This window comes from Inquilinus limosus MP06 (assembly GCF_000767795.1).
GTDB classification, from domain to species: Bacteria; Pseudomonadota; Alphaproteobacteria; order DSM-16000; family Inquilinaceae; genus Inquilinus; species Inquilinus limosus_E.
On sequence record NZ_JANX01000046.1, the window covers coordinates 1 to 19,507 of the forward strand.

Annotated in this window: 19 protein-coding genes; 5 read left to right on the forward strand and 14 right to left on the reverse strand. The window is 69.4% G+C overall.

The window, feature by feature from the left end:
* Positions 1–25 precede the first annotated feature (25 nt).
* Positions 26–454, reverse strand: coding sequence for a hypothetical protein (locus tag P409_RS06200; protein WP_034833037.1), 429 nt, complete (start codon positions 452–454; stop codon positions 26–28).
* A gap of 263 nt (positions 455–717) precedes the next feature.
* The gene (locus P409_RS06205) at positions 718–1,635 is read right to left on the reverse strand and encodes an NmrA/HSCARG family protein (protein ID WP_081991314.1); all 918 of its coding nucleotides are present in this window, start codon (positions 1,633–1,635) and stop codon (positions 718–720) included.
* Between the two features lie 77 nt (positions 1,636–1,712).
* Between P409_RS06205 and P409_RS06210 the strand changes: the two genes are divergently transcribed.
* Entirely contained in the window at positions 1,713–2,765 is a 1,053-nt protein-coding gene (locus P409_RS06210; protein ID WP_202964575.1) for a LysR family transcriptional regulator, read from the forward strand.
* A gap of 43 nt (positions 2,766–2,808) precedes the next feature.
* Here P409_RS06210 and P409_RS06215 read toward each other — a convergent pair whose 3' ends face one another.
* Complete coding sequence (locus tag P409_RS06215) at positions 2,809–3,588, reverse strand: class I SAM-dependent methyltransferase (RefSeq protein ID WP_034833053.1); 780 nt, start codon at positions 3,586–3,588, stop codon at positions 2,809–2,811.
* Positions 3,589–3,788: 200 nt separating this feature from the next.
* Positions 3,789–4,583: an AraC family transcriptional regulator gene (locus P409_RS06220; RefSeq protein WP_034833065.1), complete on the reverse strand. Its 795-nt coding sequence runs from the start codon at positions 4,581–4,583 to the stop codon at positions 3,789–3,791.
* Between the two features lie 73 nt (positions 4,584–4,656).
* Between P409_RS06220 and P409_RS06225 the strand changes: the two genes are divergently transcribed.
* The gene (locus P409_RS06225) at positions 4,657–5,595 is read left to right on the forward strand and encodes a DMT family transporter (protein ID WP_034833067.1); all 939 of its coding nucleotides are present in this window, start codon (positions 4,657–4,659) and stop codon (positions 5,593–5,595) included.
* Positions 5,596–5,634: 39 nt separating this feature from the next.
* Here the strand turns inward: P409_RS06225 and P409_RS06230 are convergent, their stop codons facing one another.
* The gene (locus tag P409_RS06230; protein ID WP_052120092.1) at positions 5,635–6,495 is read right to left on the reverse strand and encodes a hypothetical protein; all 861 of its coding nucleotides are present in this window, start codon (positions 6,493–6,495) and stop codon (positions 5,635–5,637) included.
* A 143-nt stretch (positions 6,496–6,638) separates the two neighbouring features.
* On the opposite strand from P409_RS06230, the gene mazG reads away from it, so the two are divergent.
* On the forward strand, positions 6,639–7,469 hold the full coding sequence (gene mazG, locus P409_RS06235) for a nucleoside triphosphate pyrophosphohydrolase (protein ID WP_034833102.1): 831 nt from the start codon (positions 6,639–6,641) through the stop codon (positions 7,467–7,469).
* A 183-nt stretch (positions 7,470–7,652) separates the two neighbouring features.
* Here mazG and P409_RS06240 read toward each other — a convergent pair whose 3' ends face one another.
* The 9 genes from P409_RS06240 to P409_RS06280 form a co-directional block, all read right to left on the reverse strand.
* Positions 7,653–8,009, reverse strand: coding sequence for an FKBP-type peptidyl-prolyl cis-trans isomerase (locus P409_RS06240; protein WP_034833069.1), 357 nt, complete (start codon positions 8,007–8,009; stop codon positions 7,653–7,655).
* A 31-nt stretch (positions 8,010–8,040) separates the two neighbouring features.
* On the reverse strand, positions 8,041–8,859 hold the full coding sequence (locus tag P409_RS06245) for an inositol monophosphatase family protein (protein WP_034833071.1): 819 nt from the start codon (positions 8,857–8,859) through the stop codon (positions 8,041–8,043).
* A gap of 10 nt (positions 8,860–8,869) precedes the next feature.
* On the reverse strand, positions 8,870–10,171 hold the full coding sequence (gene hflX / locus P409_RS06250; RefSeq protein WP_034833073.1) for a GTPase HflX: 1,302 nt from the start codon (positions 10,169–10,171) through the stop codon (positions 8,870–8,872).
* A 35-nt stretch (positions 10,172–10,206) separates the two neighbouring features.
* Complete coding sequence (hfq, locus tag P409_RS06255) at positions 10,207–10,449, reverse strand: RNA chaperone Hfq (RefSeq protein WP_026870608.1); 243 nt, start codon at positions 10,447–10,449, stop codon at positions 10,207–10,209.
* A 118-nt stretch (positions 10,450–10,567) separates the two neighbouring features.
* Positions 10,568–11,422, reverse strand: a complete 855-nt coding sequence (locus P409_RS06260; protein ID WP_034833079.1) for a D-amino-acid transaminase — start codon at positions 11,420–11,422, stop codon at positions 10,568–10,570.
* Between the two features lie 180 nt (positions 11,423–11,602).
* A complete protein-coding gene (ntrX, locus tag P409_RS06265; RefSeq protein ID WP_034833082.1) occupies positions 11,603–13,006 on the reverse strand; it encodes a nitrogen assimilation response regulator NtrX in 1,404 nt (467 codons plus the stop codon).
* Positions 12,996–15,326 (reverse strand): sensor histidine kinase NtrY-like, encoded by a 2,331-nt coding sequence (locus P409_RS06270; RefSeq protein WP_081991315.1) that lies wholly within the window; start codon positions 15,324–15,326, stop codon positions 12,996–12,998. The genes ntrX and P409_RS06270 overlap by 11 nt, the downstream gene beginning before the upstream one ends.
* Positions 15,327–15,355: 29 nt before the next feature.
* Entirely contained in the window at positions 15,356–16,810 is a 1,455-nt protein-coding gene (gene ntrC / locus P409_RS06275) for a nitrogen regulation protein NR(I) (protein ID WP_034833085.1), read from the reverse strand.
* On the reverse strand, positions 16,807–17,949 hold the full coding sequence (locus tag P409_RS06280) for a two-component system sensor histidine kinase NtrB (RefSeq protein WP_034833088.1): 1,143 nt from the start codon (positions 17,947–17,949) through the stop codon (positions 16,807–16,809). Before P409_RS06280 ends, ntrC begins: the two co-directional genes overlap by 4 nt.
* A 244-nt stretch (positions 17,950–18,193) precedes the next feature.
* Between P409_RS06280 and P409_RS06285 the strand changes: the two genes are divergently transcribed.
* Together P409_RS06285 and P409_RS06290 are read left to right on the forward strand one after the other, a co-directional pair.
* The gene (locus P409_RS06285; RefSeq protein ID WP_161790351.1) at positions 18,194–19,189 is read left to right on the forward strand and encodes an OmpA family protein; all 996 of its coding nucleotides are present in this window, start codon (positions 18,194–18,196) and stop codon (positions 19,187–19,189) included.
* Between the two features lie 117 nt (positions 19,190–19,306).
* The coding region (locus tag P409_RS06290) for a 2-C-methyl-D-erythritol 4-phosphate cytidylyltransferase (protein ID WP_034833092.1) at positions 19,307–19,507 on the forward strand (201 nt) is incomplete at its 3' end.

Genomic DNA, 19,507 nt, shown 5'->3' on the forward strand with positions numbered 1-19,507 from the left:
TCGGCGTCGATGCGCTCATCCTCGGTCAGGCCGGGACCACAGAGTCGGCGGGCAGCCGTTCCCGGACTTCGGGCTTGACGGCCCCGGCGGGACGGCGCGATGGCGCGGGACAGGCGTTCGCCGACGGCGCGGCGCGCGCATCCTTCTCCTGCCGCCGCCGGTCGCGGCGGTCCTCGGCCTTGTGCCGCGCTTCCTCGCGTTGCCGCTGCAGCCTGGCGTCGAGCGCGACGGCGCGGCGGATGCCGAGCGCGGTGCGGTTGAAGCCGGCCTCGGCGACGACGGCGCGGTCGAGATCGCCGGCCCGGTCGGCGGCCAAGGCCCGGACCTGGAAGGCGCGGGCCAGCTCCAGGGCCATCTCGGTCAGCTCCGCCAGCACCTCGGCATAGCGGGCGGCCTGTCCCGTGGCCGGCGCAGCGGCGGAGGAAGTTCCGGCATTGACGGCACCATCGACCATCCGCTCATTAGAACAAAAGAAGAACATTAAGGCCAGCAGAATCGTATCAACGGCTCGAAGCCGCGCCGCAGGCCGCAAAGGGAAAGGCAGCTCGCTTCGATCTCCCAACGGCGGAGAGCCATCGGACGCCGTTGTTACGGCTGATACCTCAACCAGGCCGTGGACTCATGAGCACGGAGCCAAAGCCGCGTTGAGGCGACCCGCGACGAACGGGCGGGCCGTTCGTCGCGTGCACATCGTGTGTGACTCGAAGCGCCGATGGCTTAAGCAGGGGAAGCTGTCTTGAGCCGAAAATTCTCAGCCGCCCATGCTGCAAATGTGGCCGGCTTCTTGCCTGCCACCTTGTCCGCAAGTGCGATCTCATCGTCGAATGAACGCGGACCGAGGTAGGTGTAGGTCTCGAAGTAGGCCAACGTCTCGCCTAGCGCAGCGGCCCCGGGGAAGAAGCCTGCGAAGATCTCCTGAGGGACCCGGGTGAACGAGAGCTCATGGCCCTGCTGTCTCAACGTGCCGACGATGTCGTCGAAGCTCAGGACGTCGCCGACCAACGGCAGATATGCGCCATTGCCGGTTTCATCCGGGTGAGCGAACGCGCCGGCCACGATGTTGCCGAGCTCGCTGATGTCACCCATGTGAAGGCAGCGCACAGCTGGATCTATGGGCAGCACCCAGCCAAAGCTTCCGTCAGGCTGCTTTTGCGGACCGAATTCCCCCGAGAAGTTCTGATAGTAGCAAGGCGGCATGACGAAGGTGTGGTACGGAAATCCGGCATCCTTCACGATCGAATCAACCTTCGCCTTCCCGGTGAACTGGGGAACGTCGATCTTGCCGCCGCTGATCGCCTCGACATCGGGAAGAGTCGACCAGATCAGATGGCTGACGCCTGCGGCTTTCGCGGCCTGAACCGCCGTCGTCGCCTGCCGGATTTCATCCGTGCCCTCTTGCCAGAAATTGGTGACGAGAAAGACGCCGTGCGCGCCGTCGAGTGCCGCTGCAAGCGTCTCCGGCCGTTCCAGGTCCGCCGCGACAACTTCATCGGCGAGGCCTTGATACTTGCCCGGGTCGCGCGAGAGCGCACGCACCTTGAATTGGCCATCGGCCTTCAGGGCACGCACCACGCCGGCTCCCTGATTTCCCGTTGCGCCGAACACGGCGATCAGTTTCTTGTCGTCGGGTATCATCCTCAGCTCTTTCTGTTTTGGCGTCAGGCGCTCGCGCGCAGGCGAGAGCGCTCCTGTCGGTCCTCTTCGAGAGCATCTTGCGCCCGATCGAAATTCGTAACACTGCTTCAACAGTTGGCATCATCCGCTATGATTTGATTCATATGAGCGATCCCGTGGAGACCTCGGAACTCGTCGCCTTCACCAAGACGGTCGACGCCAAATCCCTCTCACGCGCCGCCGCCGAGCTGCGTGTCCCGCGCGCGACCGTGAGCCGCCGCCTCGCGCGCCTCGAGGAGCGCCTCGGCGCGCGTCTCCTCCGCCGCACCACGCGAAGCCTCGTCCTCACCGATGTCGGTGAGGTGTTCTATCGGCAGGCCTGCATCGCGCTTGAGGCCGTGCGCCTCGCCGAGCAGAGCGTGCGGACGACCGACGACGTTGTGCGCGGCGATTTACGCGTCTCGGTGCCGCCGATGATGAGCGTCAGCTTCCATGCGATGCTCTGCGAGTTCGCGATGCGCTATCCCGAGCTGCGCGTCCATGTCCACACGTCGAGCCAGCTCGTCGACATCCTCCGCGACGGCTACGACGTCGCGCTCCGCGCGAGCAGCCAGATCCAGCCCGGCCTCATCGCGCGTACGCTCTTTCGCGACCCGATGATCGCCGTCGCGTCGCCCGCCTACGTCGCCGATCGCGGTGCGCCGCGCACGCGCCGCGATCTCCGGAACCACCGCTGTCTCCTCGGCTTCGCGCGCGGCGAGCTGCCGGAGACCCATTGGCCCGTTGTCTCCGGCGGCAAGATCCACGTCGACGGCGCATTCTTCTCGAACGACATCGACCTCTTGTGCGACGCCGCCATGGGCGGCCTCGGCATCGCGCTCCTCCCGCGCTCTCTCGTGGCGCCGCATCTCGAGAGCGGCACGCTCGTGCAGGTGCTCGCCGGTGTCGTCGGCGCCGAGCTGCAGATCGCGCTCGTCTACCCCGAGCGCACATTCTTGCCGCCGCAGGTACGCGCGTTCATAGATGCGGTCGCCGCCTGGGTGCCCCGCGAACTTGCTGCGAACCAGCGCCCGTCCCTGCCCGAGCTGTCGGGCGTGGTCACGAAGAAGGCCGGGCGTCGCTCTCCGCGCAAGAGGGGTTCTGGCGCTTAGCTGTCATTGGCCAGCGACTATCGATGCGATCGCTTTCAACCAATCAGCCGTCCGCCCGGTATGCGGTGATGATCCAGGCGCGCGAGTCGAACAGCACGCCGTCCTCGGTCAGATGGGCTTCGAGCAGATCGCGCAGCCGCTGCCGCCGCGCATCGACCCCCGCATCCGACCGGGCCAGCGGCTCCTTGACGAATTGCAGGCCCGCCAGGGCGTCATAGGCCGCGTCGACATCCGCGCCGTAGAAGACCGGTTCGTGGACCTCGGCAAAATCGATCGAGGTGAAGCCGGAGGCCTCCAGGAGCCCGGTGGCGGCGGCGGGATCGGCCAGCGAGAAGGCGGGGGCGGCGGCCGCGGACGGGGCGGTGCCCGGTTCCAGCGCCTGCCGGATCGCGGTCGACCACTCGTTGCGGTCCTGGCCCTGCCAGACCATCCACACCAGGCGCGCGCCCGGCCGCATCGCCCGGGCGATATTGGCGAAGGCCGCCGCCGGATCGGCGAAGAACATCACCCCGAACCGGCTGATGCTGAGGTCGAATCCGGCCGCGGGAAACGGGTGCCGCTGCGCGTCGCCCTGCTCGAAGACGACGTTCCGCAGCCCCTCCTCCGCGCTGCGCCGGCGGGCGATCTCGAGCATCGGCGCCGACACGTCCACGCCCAGGACGCCGCCGTCCACGGCGATGCGGGCCGCCTCGCGGCTGGTCAGCCCCGCCCCGCATCCGATGTCGAGCACGCGGTCGCGCGGCCCGACCCGAAGGGCGGCCCGCAGGGCCTCGTTGTGCCGGCGCAGCTCGGCATCGTAGAAGTCGGCGCAATCCAGCCCCATCGCATGCCCCCTGACCAATGGCCGATCGGCACGGCCCGCCCCGGAGCGTCTGATACCACATCCGGCGTGCCGGACGCTTCGGGGGCCTCCTCGCATCCTGGCCGGCAGGCCCAAGATGCATCTGGGCCGGGCCCGTGCCGGTTGACATGAACGCCGCCGGCGTCCGCCCAATAAGTCTTACAGAATTTGATGTCCGCGGCTCATGCCGCCTCGCGGTCGCGGCGCAGCCCGTCCTTGCGCATCTGGTCCGGCGTGGTGCCGGTCAGGCGGTGGAACATGGCGATGAAGGCCGAGGCGTTGCCGTAGCCCAGGTCGCGCGCCACCGCGCCGACCGACGCCCCCTCCTCCAGCCGCGACAGCGCCGCCACCAGCTTCATCCGCTGCCGCCATTCGGCGAAGGACATGCCGAGGTCGCGCTGGCAGTGCCGCGACAGCGTACGCTCGGTGGTGCCGGTGATCCGCGCCCATTCCGCCAGGGACCGGCGATCCCCCGGCTCGCGCTGTAGCGCCTCCAGCACCACGCGCAGCGCCGGGTCGTCCGACACCGGGAGGTAGGAGGAGTGGCGCGGCGCCAGCCGGATCTGGTCGACCAGCACCTGCGCCAGCCGCAGGTCCTCCTCGCTTCGCGGCACCTTCACGCCGCGGGCGTCGACATCGGCCAGGATCGCCTTGATCAGCGGGCTGAGGCCCAGGGTGCAGGGCTCGGCCGGCAGCGTCGCGCAGAGCTCGCGCACGACATAGACCGAGACATAGCGCACCGCGTCGCGGTTGTGGCAGGCGTGCACGATGTCCGGCGGGGTCCAGATCGCGTAATGCGGCGGCGACAGGTAGCGCACGCCGCCGACCGTCGCCACCATCAGGCCGCGCACGGCGTAGTTCAGCTTGCCCCATGGCAGTGCCGCCTCCGGCCACACCATGCCGGCGGGGTAATCCTCGGTGCGGAACGACAGCGGGTCGGGCGGTTCGCCGCGCAGCGCGGGCAGGCGCTCGGTCATCTGTCCCCTCCTCTCCATCGCTTGTCCGATCATCGTTATATATCTCGAAACCGCCAGGCGCTAGGGTCGCGCCATGACCACCTCGCACACCCCTTTGCGCTGGTTCGCCCTGCCGGTCGTCACCGTGGCGATCTGGTCCGGCAATGTCGTCGTCACCAAGCTGGCGGCGACGGCGGTCCATCCCAGCGTCATCGCCTTCGAGCGCTGGGCCCTGGCGCTCTTGCTGCTGACGCCGTTCCTGGCCCGGCCGGTGTGGCGGCTGCGGCATGAGATCCGGCCGCATCTGGCGAAGCTGGCGGTGCTGGGGCTGCTCGGCATGGCCGCCTATCAGGGGCTGGCCTATTACGCGGCGGAGACCACCTCGGCCACCAAGATGGGCTTCGTGGTGTCGCTGGTGCCGCTCCTGACCATGGCGCTGTCGAGCCTGCTGCTGGCCGAGGCGCCGACCCTCGGTATGGTGGCCGGCGGCGCCCTGTCGCTGGTCGGGCTGACGCTGCTGCTGGGTCAGGGCGACCCGCTGGCGCCGTTCAGCGGCGGGCTGGTGCCGGGCGACGGGATGATGCTGATCGCCTGCGTCGCCTATTCCGGCTACGGCGTGCTGCTGCGGCGCTGGCACATGCCGCTGCCGGCCTGGCCGTCGCTGTACCTGCAGATCGCCTTCGCCACGCTGTTCCTGCTGCCGGGCTGGCTGCTGGCGCCGGCGGCGCCGCACAGCGCCACGGCGGTCGGGCTGATCCTCTATGCCGGGATCCCGACCTCGATCCTGGCGCCGTATCTGTGGATGCAGGCGATCCGCCTGCTGGGGCCCAGCCGCACCAGCCTGTTCATCAACCTGTCGCCGGTGATGACCGCGGCGATCGCGATGGCGGTGCTGGGCGAGAGCCTGCACCTCTACCACCTGTCCGGCGGCGCCCTGGTGCTGGCGGGCGTGGTCCTGGCCCAGCGCTTCGGCCGGCGGACGGTCCGGCCCGTCCCCTTGACGAAGGCCGGGGCGGCCGAGGCCGCCGAATGAAGCGGCGCCGCCTGGATCGTCAGGCGGCGCCGGCTTCCGTTACTTCCAGCCGTGCTCGGTGCCGAACTTGCGCAGGTCGCGCTCGTGCTGCCGGCGCAGCTGGGTCAGCTTCCGGGTCAGGTCGCGGCCCAGGATCTTGGCGTAGTCCTGGCCGGTCTTCGACTTGGCCCAGTCGTTCTCGACGAAGCGGGCATCGACCCGGCCGGAGCGGCTGACCGAGACCGGCGAGCCCTTGAAGCTCTGCGCCGCCTTGGTCAGCTCGGCCACGAAGGTGGCGTCGTCCAGGCCGCTATAGGCCTTGCCCTCGGAATCGCCGATGTTGAGGAAGTACAGGTCGTGGCCGAAGGCGGTGTAGCCGCCGCCCAGCCCCTTGTTCACCTCGGCCGCATGCTGGAAGAAGGCCTGCGCCTCCTCGCCGCTGGGGGCGTGGTCCTTGAAGGTGACCACGGCATAGGCGGTGTTGCCCTGCCCTTCCGGCGTGAAGTCGGTGATCAGCACGCTCCACTGGCGGAAGGTGTAGCCGATCGCCGCGGCGAACAGATCGGACGTTTTGGCATCGGCCTCGAAGGCCGATTGCAGCGAGGCGTTGGTCTCGAGCTGGTAGCCCCCCGGCGTCAGCTCGGTCTGCACCTGGTCGGCCGGGATCTTGAGCAGGTCCAGGATCTTCGGCAGCTCGGTGTCGCGGACCTGCGCCGTGAACGCGGCGCGGTCGGCATAGGTCGCCTTCTTGTCGTCGAGGCCGAGCGGCTTGAAGGTCAGCACCTCGTAGGAGAAGAGCTGGGTCGGGCCGACCGGCGCGGCCGGGGCCGGCGCGGGCTTCTGGCCGCAGGCGGCGAGCGCGACCGAGGCGGCCAGACTGGTCGCAAGCGCGACGGTTCTGAGAGAACGGATGAACGACATGGTGTGGATTTCCCCTCGGACCGGAGCGAAGCGCCCCGGCCGGTATAGGAATATGCGGGCGCCGGCTTGGCAAGGCGGAGCGTGATTTGCGGCCGCCGTCGCGATGCGATACCAGGAAGGGACCGCCCGCCCGGAGATCGATGATGACCGACCGTCCCGATGCCCCCGACGCCGGAGACGCCACCCGCCGCCTGATCGAGGTCATGGCGCGGCTGCGCCACCCGGAGACCGGCTGCCCCTGGGACGTGCAGCAGGATTTCCGCACCATCGCGCCCTACACGATCGAGGAGGCCTATGAGGTGGCCGACGCGATCGAGCGCGACGCCATGGACGAGCTGCGCGACGAGCTGGGCGACCTGCTGTTCCAGGTCGCCTTCCACTCCCGCATGGCGGAGGAGCGCGGCGCCTTCGCCTATGCCGATGTGGCGGCCGGCATCGTCGACAAGATGATCCGCCGCCACCCGCATGTGTTCGCCGGCGCCGAGGTCGACGCCGACGGCATGCCGGCGCAATGGGAGCGGCAGAAGGCGGAGGAGCGGGCGGCCAAGGCGGAGGCCGAGGGCCGCCCGGCCGGCGTGCTGGACGGCATCGCCGGCGGCCTGCCCAGCCTGACCCGGGCGCTGAAGCTGCAGAAGCGGGCGGCGCGGGTCGGCTTCGACTGGACCGACCCGGCCGACATTCTCGACAAGATCGAGGAGGAGGTCGGCGAGATCCGGGCCGAGATCGACGGCCAGGCGCCGAAGGACCGGATCGAGGACGAGATCGGCGACCTGCTGTTCTGCGCCGTCAACCTGGCCCGGCGCTACGAGGTCGACCCCGATTCCGCCCTGCGCCGCACCAACGCCAAGTTCGAGCGCCGCTTCCGCCACCTGGAGGCGGCGCTGCGGGCCCAGGGCCGAGACCCCGCCGGGGCCACCCTGGACGAGATGGAGGCGCTGTGGGTGGCGGCGAAGCGGGCGGAGACGGCGGGATGAAGCGTCCGGCTGGTCTCCGGTTGTGAGCAGATTTTATCGTCATTGCCGGCTTGGCCCGGCAATCCAGGGCCACCGAGAGCTGCTCCTGAAAGCCCCTGATCCTCGGGTCAAGCCCGAGGATGACAACAGGATGGGACGTGCGGTTGTCGGGTTCGCATATGCGAACCCAACCCACGTCACCGCTCAGACGCCCAGCAGCTCGACGTCGAAGATCAGCGTCGCGTTCGGCGGGATCACGCCGCCGGCGCCGCGCGCGCCATAGCCCAGCGCGGCCGGGATGACCAGCCGGCGCTTGCCGCCGATCTTCATGCCCTGCACGCCCTCGTCCCAGCCGCGGATCACCCGGCCGCCGCCCAGCGGGAAGCGGAACGGCTCGTTGCGGTCCTTGCTGGAATCGAATTTGCGGCCGGCGCTGCCGTCGTCGTTCCGCAGCCAGCCGGTGTAGTGCACGGTCACGGTCTGGCCGTGCTTCGCCTCGGCGCCGGTGCCGATCTCAAGCTCCTCGATCTCCAGCCCGGAGGCGGTGACGGTGCGGGACATGGGATTTCCTTTCGGGTTGGGTTCGTTCAAATCAGGCCGCGGCGGCGATCTCGCCCATGGCGGCGCGGGCGGCGCGCCAGCTGGCCTGGTCCGGCGCCACCAGGATCGGGCCTTGGCGCAGCGTCGGGCGGTAGCGGGTGCCGTCCAGCACGGCGGACCAGCCGCCCGCCTCGGCATGCAGCAGCGTGCCGGCGGCATGGTCCCAGGGGAACAGCTTGCGATAGGCCAGGACGTCGATCCGACCATCGACCGCGTCGATATAGTCGGCGCCGGCGCAGTTGACATGGATGTGGGTGCCGACCGCCTCGCGCAGCCGCATCACGCCCACGGCATAGCCGGGCGGCCGCTTGGCCAGGTTGAAGCCGCCGCGCAGCGTCGCCAGCGGCCCCGGCGCCGCCAGGGCCCGGCGCTCGCCATCGACATAGGCGCCCTCGCCCTTGATCGTCCAGGCGGTGCGGTTGTCGACCGGCAGGTGGATCCAGCCCATCAGCGTCTCGCCCCGGTGCACCAGGGCGACGATGGTGCCGAAGCGCGGCCGGCCGGCGACGAAATTGGCGGTGCCGTCGACCGGGTCGACGATCCAGACGGGATCATCGCCGTCCAGCAGGTCCAGCACCGCCGGACCCTTGGCATAGGCCTCCTCCCCGACCACCAGAGAGCCGGGCAGGAGATCGGGCAGCCGCGCCGCCAGCCGCACCTCGCTCTCCTGGTCGGCGATGGTGACCAGGTCGCCGGGCGCCTTCTCCATCACCGCCCCGTCCTCCAGCCGGCCGAAGCGAGGCAGGATCAGCTCCTGCGCCGTCTCCGAGATCAGGGCGGCGACGGTATCGATCTCGGGCAGGCGCAGCATCGGAGGGCTCTCAGTGGCGGGTGGCGATGCCGAGCTGGCGGTGCAGCCGGGCGGCGTCGTTCGGATGCAGGCGGACGCGGACGAAGAGATGGGCGCCGTCGTCGCGGGCTTCCAGCACCTCGCCATGCTCATGCAGCCAGGCCAGGGTCCGGCCGTCGGCGATGTCGAGCTTGACCGTCATGGTCTCGCGGTCGGCGTTGATGCGCCGGGCGATCAGTTCCATCAGCCCGTCGCAGCCCTCGCCGGTCAGGGCCGAGATCACGGCCGCATCGTGGCCGCGCCGGCGGACGGCGGTCGACAGGGTCTCGCGCTCGGCCTCCGGCAGCAGGTCGGCCTTGTTCAGGACCTCGATCACCCGCCCGTCGGAATCGATGTCAATGTCCAGGTCGCGCAGCACCGCCTCGACATCCTCGCGCTGGGCCTCGGTGTCGGGATGGGCGATGTCGCGGACGTGCAGGATCAGGTCGGCGGCCTGCACCTCCTCCAGCGTCGCCCGGAAGGCGGCGACCAGATGGGTCGGCAGGTCGGAGATGAAGCCGACGGTGTCGGACAGGATGATCCGCCGCCCCTGCCCCGCCTCGATCGCCCGCATGGTCGGGTCGAGCGTGGCGAACAGCATGTCCTTGGCCAGCACCGTGGCCCGGGTCAGGCGGTTGAACAGGGTCGACTTGCCGGCATTGGTGTAGCCGACCAGCGCCACCACCGGATAGGGCACCCGGGCCCGTGCGTCGCGATGCAGCGACCGGGTACGGCGGACGTCGTCGAGCTGGCGCTTGATCTGGATGATGCGGTCGTCGATCTGGCGGCGATCCAGCTCGATCTGGGTTTCGCCGGGACCGCCGAGGAAGCCGGCGCCGCCGCGCTGCCGCTCGAGATGGGTCCAGGACCGGACCAGACGCGAGCGCTGATAGCTGAGATGCGCCAGCTCGACCTGCAGCTGGCCCTCGCGGGTGCGGGCGCGCTCGCCGAAGATCTCCAGGATCAGGCCGGTGCGGTCGATCACCTTGGTCTTCCAGCGCCGCTCGAGGTTGCGCTGCTGCACCGGGCTGAGGGTGGCGTCGACCACCACCAGCCCGGCCTCGGTGGCGGCGACCACGCTCGACAGCTCCTCCAGCGCGCCCTCGCCGATCAGGGTCGAGGGCTGCGGCCGCGACACCCGGACGCAGCGCGCCTCGGCGATGTCGAGGGAGATCGCGCGGGACAGCCCGACCGCCTCCTCCAGCGAGGCCTCGGCGGTGCGGCCGGCATCGTTGCGGGCACCCGGCAGCACCGGATGAATGACGATGGCGCGCCCCGAGGACGCGCCATCCACGCCGGAATTTGGCCCCGAAGTCTGGCCCAAAGGGATCAGGCCTCTTCCTTCTGCGGCTCGAACAGCTGGATCGGGTGCGCCGGCATCACCGTCGAGATCGCATGCTTGTACACCAGCTGCGAATGGGCGTCGCGGCGGAGCAGGACCGAGAAGTTGTCAAACCAAGTGATGATACCCTGCAGCTTCACCCCGTTGACGAGGAAGATGGTCACCGGGATCTTGTTCTTCCGGACGTTGTTGAGGAAGACGTCCTGAACGTTCTGTGCCTTTTCCGACATTAGTTGGATCCTGCTGCTTGATTTTATTGGAGCCCCGAGAGGCCCGAGCCACACGATGTGGCACCGTTCGACAATATGGGAAGCGCGGGGCCGGAGAAAAGGGAGCAATGGCGCATGGTCACGATGCGCCGGCGCCCGACGCGTATCCGACATAGGCCTCCAGCAGCCGCCGGCCCAGCGGGCCGGGCGTGCCGTCGCCGACCATGCGGTCGTCGATCCGCAGCACCGGGGTGACGAAGCTGGTGGCGCTGCTGAGGAAAGCCTCGCGGGCCGCGAAGGCCTCCTCCAGGCTGAACGGCCGCTCCTCGAAGCGCACGCCTTCCGCCGCCGCGATCCGCAGGATCGACTGGCGGGTGATGCCGTTGAGGATCTGGTGGCTGGCCGGCCGGGTGACCAGCACACCGTCCGCGGTCAGGATCCAGGCGTTGGACGAGGTGCCCTCGGTGACGAAGCCGTCCTCGTCCACCTGCCAGGCCTCGAAGGCGCCGCGCTCCGCCGCCTCCTGCTTGCCCAGCACCTGGGGCAGCAGGCCGACGGTCTTGATGTCGCGGCGCTTCCAGCGGATGTCCGGGATGGTGATGACGCGGACGCCGGTGCGGCCATGGGCCGCCAGCGCCGCCCGCCGCGTGGTCATCACCAGGGTCGGCCGGGCCGCGGCCGGAAAGCGGAAGTCGCGCGGAGCGGCGCCGCGGGTGACCTGCAGATAGATCAGCCCGTCGCGCACGCCGTTGCGCTGCAGCAGCTGCCGCATGCGCAGCCGCAGCACCCGGCGCTCGCAGGGCCAGGCGATGCGCAGCTCCTGCAGCGACCGTCCGAGCCGGTCGAGATGGCCGTCCTCGTCGATCAGGTGCCCGCGGCGGATGCAGACCACCTCGTAGACCCCGTCGGCGAACTGGAAGCCGCGGTCCTCGACATGCACCGCCGCCTGGGCATGCGGCACATAGCGCCCGTTGACATAGGCGTCGCGCGCCATTGGTTTACTTTCTCCCCTCGCGCCGAGCGCCTTGGCACACCCTACCCTCGCCGTCATTGCGAGGAGGCGAAGCCGACGAAGCAATCCAGGGGCCGGTGCGCACCGGCCCCTGGATTGCTTCGCTACGCTCGCAATGACGGTCTCGGAATTCCGAAAGGCTTGGCAATCGAATCATCCGGCTCAGTCGACCAGCTTGCGGTCGCCGGCGCCGTGCACGCCCAGGCTCTTCATCTTGCGGTGCAGGGCCGAGCGCTCCATGCCGATGAACTCGGCGGTGCGGCTGATGTTGCCGCCGAAGCGGGTGACCTGGGCGATCAGGTACTCACGCTCGAACAGCTCGCGCGCGTCGCGCAGCGGCAGGCCCATGATCTCGCTGCCACGGTCGCCGCGCAGCACCGCGGGGGCGATGGCGCCGATCTCCGGCGGCAGCATGTCGGCATGGATCGGCATGCTGTTGTCGCCGGCCGCCATGATCAGCAGCCATTCGATGACGTTGCGCAGCTGGCGGACATTGCCCGGCCAGCTGTAGGCCTGCAGCGCCGCCATCGCATCCTCGCCGACCTGGCGGGGCATCAGCCCCTGCCCGTCCGCCGCCCGCTGCATGAAGTGGCGGGCCAGCAGCGGGATGTCCTCGCGCCGGCTGGCCAGCGGCGGCACGGCGATCGGCACCACGTTCAGGCGATAGTACAAATCCTCGCGGAACCGGCCCTCGGCGATCTCGGTCGGCAGGTCGCGGTTCGAGGAGGCGATCACCCGGACATCGACCTCGACCTTGGTGGCGCCGCCGACGCGGACGAAGGTCTGCTCCTGCAGCACCCGCACGATCTTGCCCTGGGTGGCCAGCGGCATGTCCGCCACCTCGTCCAGCAGCAGCGTGCCGCCATGGGCCTGCTCGAAGGTGCCGACCTTGCGGGTGGCGATGACGCCGTCGACCATGGCCTCGACGCCGAACAGCTCCTCCTCCAGCCGGTCCGGGTGCATCGCCGCGCAGTTCAGGGCGATGAACGGACCCTCGGCGCGCTTGGACAGGGCGTGCAGCCGGCGGGCCACCACCTCCTTGCCGACGCCGGCCGGGCCGGTGATCAGCACCCGGCTGCCGGTCGGCGCCACGCGCTCGATCTGCTGCGCCAGCTGGCTGATCATCGGCGAATGGCCGATCAGCTCGACCTCGGTGCCGGCGCGCAGCTTCAGCTCCGCGTTCTCGCGCCGCAGCCGGGCGGCCTCGATGGCACGGTCGACCATCAGCAGCAGCCGGTCCGACTTGAACGGCTTCTCGATGAAGTCGTAGGCGCCGTGCTTGATCGCCGTGACCGCGGTCTCGATGTTGCCGTGGCCGCTGATCATCAGCACCGGCACGCCCGGATGGTCGCGCCGGATGATGTCGAGCAGCTCGAGCCCGTCGATCGGGCTGCCCTGCAGCCAGACGTCGAGAATCACCAGGCTGGGCTGGCGCGCGGCGAGCTCCTGCTGCGCCTGCGTCGTGTCGCCGGCCTCCCGGGTCGTGTAGCCTTCGTCGTCGAGGATGCCCGAGATGAGCATCCGGATATCCGCCTCGTCGTCGACGACGAGAATGTCATGCGCCATGGCCCACCGCGTCCTTGGAGCCCGCAGCCGTCACCTGATCGGACGATGCGCCCGGCTCGTCGCCGGTTGGAACGGCCGGAACGCCCGCCTGTTCCAACGGAAAGACGAGGCTGACCCGGGCCCCACCGCCCGGGCGGTCCTCAAGGACCAGCCGGCCGCCGTGATCCTCCATGATTTTCTTGACGATGGCGAGCCCCAATCCGGTCCCCTTCGCGCGGGTGGTGACATAGGGTTCGGTCAGCCGGTCGCGGTCGACGGTGGGCAGGCCCTTGCCGTTGTCCTCGACCGTGATCCAGGCCTCGCCGTCGGCATAGTCCAGCACCATCCGCACCTGCCCCTTCGGCAGGTCGCGGCCCTCGGCGATGCGGCCGTCGATCGCGTCCGCGGCATTCTGCAGCAGGTTGGTGACGGCCTGCGACAGCTGCCGGGCATCGCACGGCACTGTCGGGCGGTCGTCCGGCTGGCTGAAGGAGAAGCCGATCTTCGGATGGGCGTTGCGCTGCAGGAACATCGCCTGCTGGCAGGTCTCGGACAGGTCGATCGCCTTCATCACCGGCGTCGGCATGCGGGCGAAGGCCGAGAACTCGTCGACCATCCGGCCGATGTCGCCGACCTGCCGCACGATCGTCTCGGTGCAGGTGATGAACGTCTGAGGATCGTCCGATATCTGCTTGAGATATTTGCGCTTCAGCCGTTCTGCCGAGAGCTGGATCGGGGTCAGTGGGTTCTTGATCTCATGCGCGATCCGGCGGGCCACATCGGCCCAGGCGGCCTTGCGCTGCGCCGACAGGAGCTCGGTGACGTCGTCGAAGGTGACGACGAAGCCGCGGATCTCGCCGTCCAGCCGCTCCGCGGCGATGCGGGCCAGCAGGATGCGCATCTCGCCGTGGCGGCGGACCTTGACCTGGCCCTCCACCACCCGGCCCTGGCGGCTGCGGGCGCTCTCCAGCAGCTCCGCCATCTCCGGCACCGCCGACTCCAGCGTATGGCCGACCAGCTCGTCGACCGAGCGGCCCAGCAGCTCGGTGGCCGAGCGGTTCGGCAGATGCACCCTTCCGTCCTCGTCGAGGCCCAGCACGCCGGCCGAGACGCCGGACAGCACGGTCTCGGTGAACTGCCGGCGCTGGTCGAGCTGGCGGTTCGCCTCGATCAGCTCGCGCCGCTGGCTCTCCAGCTGGTTGGTCATGCGGTTGAAGGAGCGCGCCAGGCTGCCCAGCTCGTCGGTGCTGTCGCTGCCCTGGACCCGGATCGACAGGTCGCCGGCCCGCACCCGCTCCGACGCCATGATCAGCTCGCGCAGCGGCCGCACCAGCGTGTCGGCGAAGACCAGGCCGATCCACACCGCGGCCATCAGCAGCAGCACCGCGACGGTGACGTAGATCGCGGTGAAGATCAGCTGCAGCTGCGACCGCCGCCCCTCCAACGCCCGGTAGTCGGCGACCGCGCCCTTGGTCTGCTCGACATAGGCCAGCGCCTCCGGGTCGACCTGCTTGCCGATCAGCAGGAAGGCATCGAAGGGGAAGCCGTTCAGCCGCACCAGGGCGCGCACCCGGTCGCCCTGGCCGTCGACCATCAGCTCGACCGGCCCGTAGCCGGTGCTATCGGCCGACATCGCCCGGTCGAAATACTGCGGGGCCACCATGTCCAGCTTCAGGCCCTTGGCGTAGGGCGATTCGGCGACGACCTGGCCCTTGCGGTCGATGATCCGGATGTCGGGGATGTTGTAGGTCTGGGTCATGCTGCCCAGGATCCCGATCAGCGCGGATTTGTTCGCGGTGATGAATTCCGGATACTGGGCGTAGGCCCGCTCGACCGTGTAGGCGATGCTCTGCGCGGCGTAGCGGATGCCCTTCTGGTTCTCCTCCAGATAGACCTGGGCGACCGACAGCGATTCGTTGACCGCGGTCGAGACCCGCTCGGAGAACCAGGTCTGCACGCCGATGTTGAAGATGACGGCGGAGAAGATCGCCACCAGGATGGCGGGCGCCACCGCCACCACGGCGAACAGCGCCACCAGCCGGACATGCAGCCGCGACCCCGCCGAGCCGCGCCGCCGCGCCGCCCAGATCCCGACCAGCCGGCGCGCGACGATGGCGCCGAGCATCAACAGGATGGTCAGGTCCAGCACCAGCAGCAGCGTCACCCGGTCGGCATCCTTGCCGAACAGGGAGTTGCTGCTGAGCGCGGTGTAGGTCGCGATGCCGGAGGCGACGGCGGCGAAGATCAGCACCACCGCCAGCTTGTTCTCAAGCCCGATCCGGGCCGCCCATTGATACAGCTGCCGCCAGAGGGAGGAAGGGCTCGCGGCGTTGGTGGTCATCGATACGGTTCTACGTCCTGAGTGGGGACCTAGCTTAGGCCACGGACCACGGGGATGTCTAACTCGCGGATCTTCTTGCGCAGGGTGTTGCGGTTCAGGCCCAGCAATTCCGCCGCGCGGATCTGGTTGCCGCGGGTGGCGGCCAGGCTCAGCGTGATCAGCGGCCGCTCGACCTCGCGCAGCACCCGGTCGTACAGGCCGCTGGCCGGCAGGCTGCCGGCATGGGCGGCGAAATAGTCGCGCAGATGGCGCTCGACCGCGGCCGACAGCCCCTCCCCGGCCGGGTCGGCGCCGGGCTCGGCGATGCCGGGCTGCGGCAGGGCGTCGCTCAGCTCGGCCTCGACCACGTCGATGCCGATCGTCTCCTGCGAGTAGAGGGCGCAGAGGCGCCGGGCCAGGTTCTCCAGCTCGCGCACATTGCCGGGCCAGCGGTGCCGCGTCAGCCGCTCCATCGCCCGCTTGTCCAGCGCCTTCTCGCTCATCCCCTCGGCGGCGGCGCGGCGCATGAAATGGCTGACCAGGGCCGGGATGTCCTCCGACCGCTCGCGCAGCGGCGGCAGGCGGATCGGCACGACGTTGAGGCGGTAGAACAGGTCCTCGCGGAACAGCCCCTGCCGCACCATGCTGCGCAGGTCGCGATGGGTGGCGGCGATGATGCGGACATCGGCGCGGATCGGGGTGCGGCCGCCGACCGTGGTGTACTCGCCCTCCTGCAGCACCCGCAGCAGCCGGGTCTGCGCCTCCATCGGCATGTCGCCGATCTCGTCCAGGAACAGCGTGCCGCCCTGGGCCTGCTCGAACCGGCCGGTGGAGCGCGACAGCGCCCCGGTGAAGGCGCCCTTCTCATGGCCGAACAGCTCGGATTCGATCAGGTCGCGCGGGATCGCCGCCATGTTGATGGCGACGAAGGGGCCGGTGCGGCGGCGGCCGTAATCGTGCAGCGCCCGGGCCACCAGCTCCTTGCCCGTGCCGCTTTCGCCCGTGATCATCACGGTCAGGTCGGTCGCCATCAGCCGGGCCATTACCCGGTAGATCTCCTGCATCGCCGGCGACCGGCCGATCAGCGGCATCGCCTCCTCGCCGTCCTCGACCTCGCGGCGCTCGCCCTCGTCCTGGCGCGGCAGGGTCAGGCCGCGCTCGACCACCCCGACCAGCTCCTTCAGGTCGAACGGCTTGGGCAGGTACTCGAAGGCGCCGCGCTCGGTCGCCTTGACCGCGGTCAGCAGCGTGTTCTGCGCGCTCATGACGATGACCCGCAGTTCCGGCCGCAGCTTGCGGATCCGCGGCAGCAGGTCCAGGCCGTTCTCGTCCGGCATCATCACGTCGGTGATGATCAGGTCGCCGACGCCGTCCTGCACCCATTTGTACAGGGTCGAGGCGGTGCCGGTGCTCCGCACCTCATGGCCGAGCCTGGACAGGGCCTGGGTCAGCACCATGCGGATGGCGCGATCGTCATCCGCGACCAGAATGGTCCCGCTGGTCATGCTTCGCTTCCATTGTCTTCGCCGTCGCCGGTCGACACCGCCCCGGCGTGGATCGGCAGGGAGATCTTGAACACGGTGCGGCGCGGCTCGCTCTCGAAGCCGATCAGGCCGCCATGGTCGCCGATCATCTTGGCCACCAGCGACAGGCCGAGGCCGGAGCCTTCCGCCTTGGTGGTGACGAAGGGGTCGAACAGATGGTCCTTGAGGTCGTCCGGGATGCCCGGGCCGTTGTCCTGGATCGCCACCATCAGCGGCAGGTTCAGGCGCTGGCTGGTGCCCTGCACCGCGATCGCCACGCCGCGCTGATAGGCGGTGGTCAGGATGATCTCGCCATCCTCGGCCACCGCCTCGACGGCGTTCTTGATCAGGTTCAGGAACACCTGGACCAGCTGGTCGAACTGCCCCGGCACCGGCGGCAGCGACGGGTCATAGCGCTCGATGAAGCGGACATGGCGGCCGAAACCGGTCTGCGCCACCTGGCGCGCCCGCTCCAGCACCTCATGGATGTTGACCGGCTCGCGGTTCAGCGGGCTGGGGTCGGAGAAGGCGTCCATGCGGTCGACCAGTCGGACGATGCGGTCGGTCTCCTCGCAGATCAGCCGGGTCAGGGCCCGGTCGTCGTCGCCGACCGTCTGCTCCAGCAGCTGGGCGGCGCCGCGGATGCCGGAGAGCGGGTTCTTGATCTCATGCGCCAGCATCGCCGCCATCGCGGTCATCGACCGGGCGGCGTGGCGGCGGTTCAGCTGGGTGTCGATCCGCCGCGCCACCGATTCCTCGAACAGGCTGACCACCGCGAGGTCCGGCGGGTCGACCAGCGGCGCCACCGTCACCGTGACCGTGCGCCGGCCGATCCGCGGGCTTTCCAGCAGCATGCCGTAATCGGCGACGCTGCGGTCCTGCTGGATCGCCTGGTCGATCAGGGTGAACAGCGGGCTGTCGCCCGGCACCAGCCCGGTCAGCTCCTGCCCCAGCAGGGCGGATTCGCTGGCGTCCAGCAGCTGCTGCGCGGCCAGGTTGACGAAGCGGATCACTCGGTCGTGGCCGACGGCCAGCACCGCTACCGGCAGCGAGGCCAGGAGCGCGAAGGGGTCCGGTTGCGGCGCGACCGCAGCGGTGGGGATCGGTTTCAGGTTCGGCATCGGCGGCGAGCTGGATTACGAGTGTCACATCAGCCCATCGCCTAAATTTTGTCCAATGAAAGTTTTGCCCAACCAATGGGCAGAAATGGCAACCACCCCCGATTCTTGGGGGGAAGAAGTTCCTTGCGCGGGGCGCTACATGTCAGGCGGCCGGGGTCGGGGCGGTTTCCCGCCGGGCGAACGGCCGCGGTTGGAGCATGATGCCGCGGGCTGCGGCCCGCTGGCGACGATGGAGCACACTCCTATGAGTTCGATGATCGGGACGATCGGTCGCATCGCCGTTCTGGCATTCGCCCTGGCCGCCGCGGTGACGGCGCCGGCTGCGGCTGCCGACATCCCGGGGGCGAAGGACTATCCGGGGATCAAGCGCTACGAGGGCGCGTCGATCGTCGAATACAAGACCCAGAAATTCACCCACTACACCCTGCCGCTGGGCCCGGCCGACGAGGCCGATGCCGACAACAAGCCGGTCTTCGCCGCCTCGAAGCAGGTCAGCGGCGCGCTGACCCGCCTCAGCTACACGGTCCCGGCCGGCATCTCCTCCGCCGACGTGTTCGAGAATTACGAGAACGAGCTGGCGGCCAAGGGCTACCAGGTGCTGTTCAAGGCCGATGGCGGCGCCATCGGCAGGCGCCAGGACGTCATCTTCGACGGGGTCGGGACCCAGCTGTTCAGCTACAGCCCGGAGGCCGCGCATCTCCTGACCGCGGAGCTGGCCAAGGACGGCGGCACCGTCAGCATCGCCCTCTATGTCACCGAGTTCGAGGACGGCTACACCAGGGACATCGAGGTCGCGAAGGGCCAGACCATCGTCCAGCTCGACGTCATCGAATCCGGCACGCTGCAGGACAAGATGGTGACGGTGACGGCGGCCGAGATCGAGAAGAGCCTGTCGGCGCAGGGCCATATCGCCCTCTACGGCATCACTTTCGACTTCGCCAAGGCCGACCTCAAGCCGGAATCGAAGCCGGCGCTGGAGCAGATCGCGCAGGTCCTCAAGGACGACCCGTCGCTGAAGATCCATGTCGTCGGCCACACCGACAATGTCGGCGGCATGGACACCAACATGGCGCTGTCGCGGGCCCGCGCCGCCTCGGTGGTGTCCGCGCTGGTCAAGCAGTACGGCATCCCGGCAGGCCGGCTGAACCCGGCGGGCGTCGGCCCGCTGGCGCCGGTGGCGCCGAATGACAGCGATGACGGGCGCGCCAAGAACCGGCGGGTCGAGCTGATCCCCCAGTGACCGGCCCGCTGTGACGGCACGGCCGGGTGACGCCGCCGCCCGGCCGTATTGCTTGTCTCGCCCTCGGCGCCGCCCTATCGTGCGGCGCTTTTTTCGTCGAGGGAGTCCCAGCGGACCATGCCACGCCACGCCGCCGTCATCGTCGCCGCCGGAACCGGCGAGCGCTTCGGCGGCTCCCTGCCCAAGCAGTACCGCCCGCTGGCCGGCAGCACCGCGCTGCGCCGGTCGGTCGAGGCCTTCCGCGCCACCGGCCGCTTCGACGACATCGTCGTGGTGATCCGCGACGAGCACCGGGCGCTGTATGATGCCGCCGCGTCC

Coding starts and splice junctions, on each gene's coding strand:
- P409_RS06200 (WP_034833037.1), bottom strand. CDS start 454: ATGGTCGATGGTGCCGTCAATGCCGGAACTTCCTCCGCCGCTGCGCCG.
- P409_RS06205 (WP_081991314.1), bottom strand. CDS start 1,635: ATGATACCCGACGACAAGAAACTGATCGCCGTGTTCGGCGCAACGGGA.
- P409_RS06215 (WP_034833053.1), bottom strand. CDS start 3,588: ATGGGGCTGGATTGCGCCGACTTCTACGATGCCGAGCTGCGCCGGCAC.
- P409_RS06220 (WP_034833065.1), bottom strand. CDS start 4,583: ATGACCGAGCGCCTGCCCGCGCTGCGCGGCGAACCGCCCGACCCGCTG.
- P409_RS06225 (WP_034833067.1), top strand. CDS start 4,657: ATGACCACCTCGCACACCCCTTTGCGCTGGTTCGCCCTGCCGGTCGTC.
- P409_RS06230 (WP_052120092.1), bottom strand. CDS start 6,495: ATGTCGTTCATCCGTTCTCTCAGAACCGTCGCGCTTGCGACCAGTCTG.
- mazG (WP_034833102.1), top strand. CDS start 6,639: ATGACCGACCGTCCCGATGCCCCCGACGCCGGAGACGCCACCCGCCGC.
- P409_RS06240 (WP_034833069.1), bottom strand. CDS start 8,009: ATGTCCCGCACCGTCACCGCCTCCGGGCTGGAGATCGAGGAGCTTGAG.
- P409_RS06245 (WP_034833071.1), bottom strand. CDS start 8,859: ATGCTGCGCCTGCCCGAGATCGATACCGTCGCCGCCCTGATCTCGGAG.
- hfq (WP_026870608.1), bottom strand. CDS start 10,449: ATGTCGGAAAAGGCACAGAACGTTCAGGACGTCTTCCTCAACAACGTC.
- P409_RS06260 (WP_034833079.1), bottom strand. CDS start 11,422: ATGGCGCGCGACGCCTATGTCAACGGGCGCTATGTGCCGCATGCCCAG.
- ntrX (WP_034833082.1), bottom strand. CDS start 13,006: ATGGCGCATGACATTCTCGTCGTCGACGACGAGGCGGATATCCGGATG.
- P409_RS06270 (WP_081991315.1), bottom strand. CDS start 15,326: ATGACCACCAACGCCGCGAGCCCTTCCTCCCTCTGGCGGCAGCTGTAT.
- ntrC (WP_034833085.1), bottom strand. CDS start 16,810: ATGACCAGCGGGACCATTCTGGTCGCGGATGACGATCGCGCCATCCGC.
- P409_RS06280 (WP_034833088.1), bottom strand. CDS start 17,949: ATGCCGAACCTGAAACCGATCCCCACCGCTGCGGTCGCGCCGCAACCG.
- P409_RS06285 (WP_161790351.1), top strand. CDS start 18,194: ATGAGTTCGATGATCGGGACGATCGGTCGCATCGCCGTTCTGGCATTC.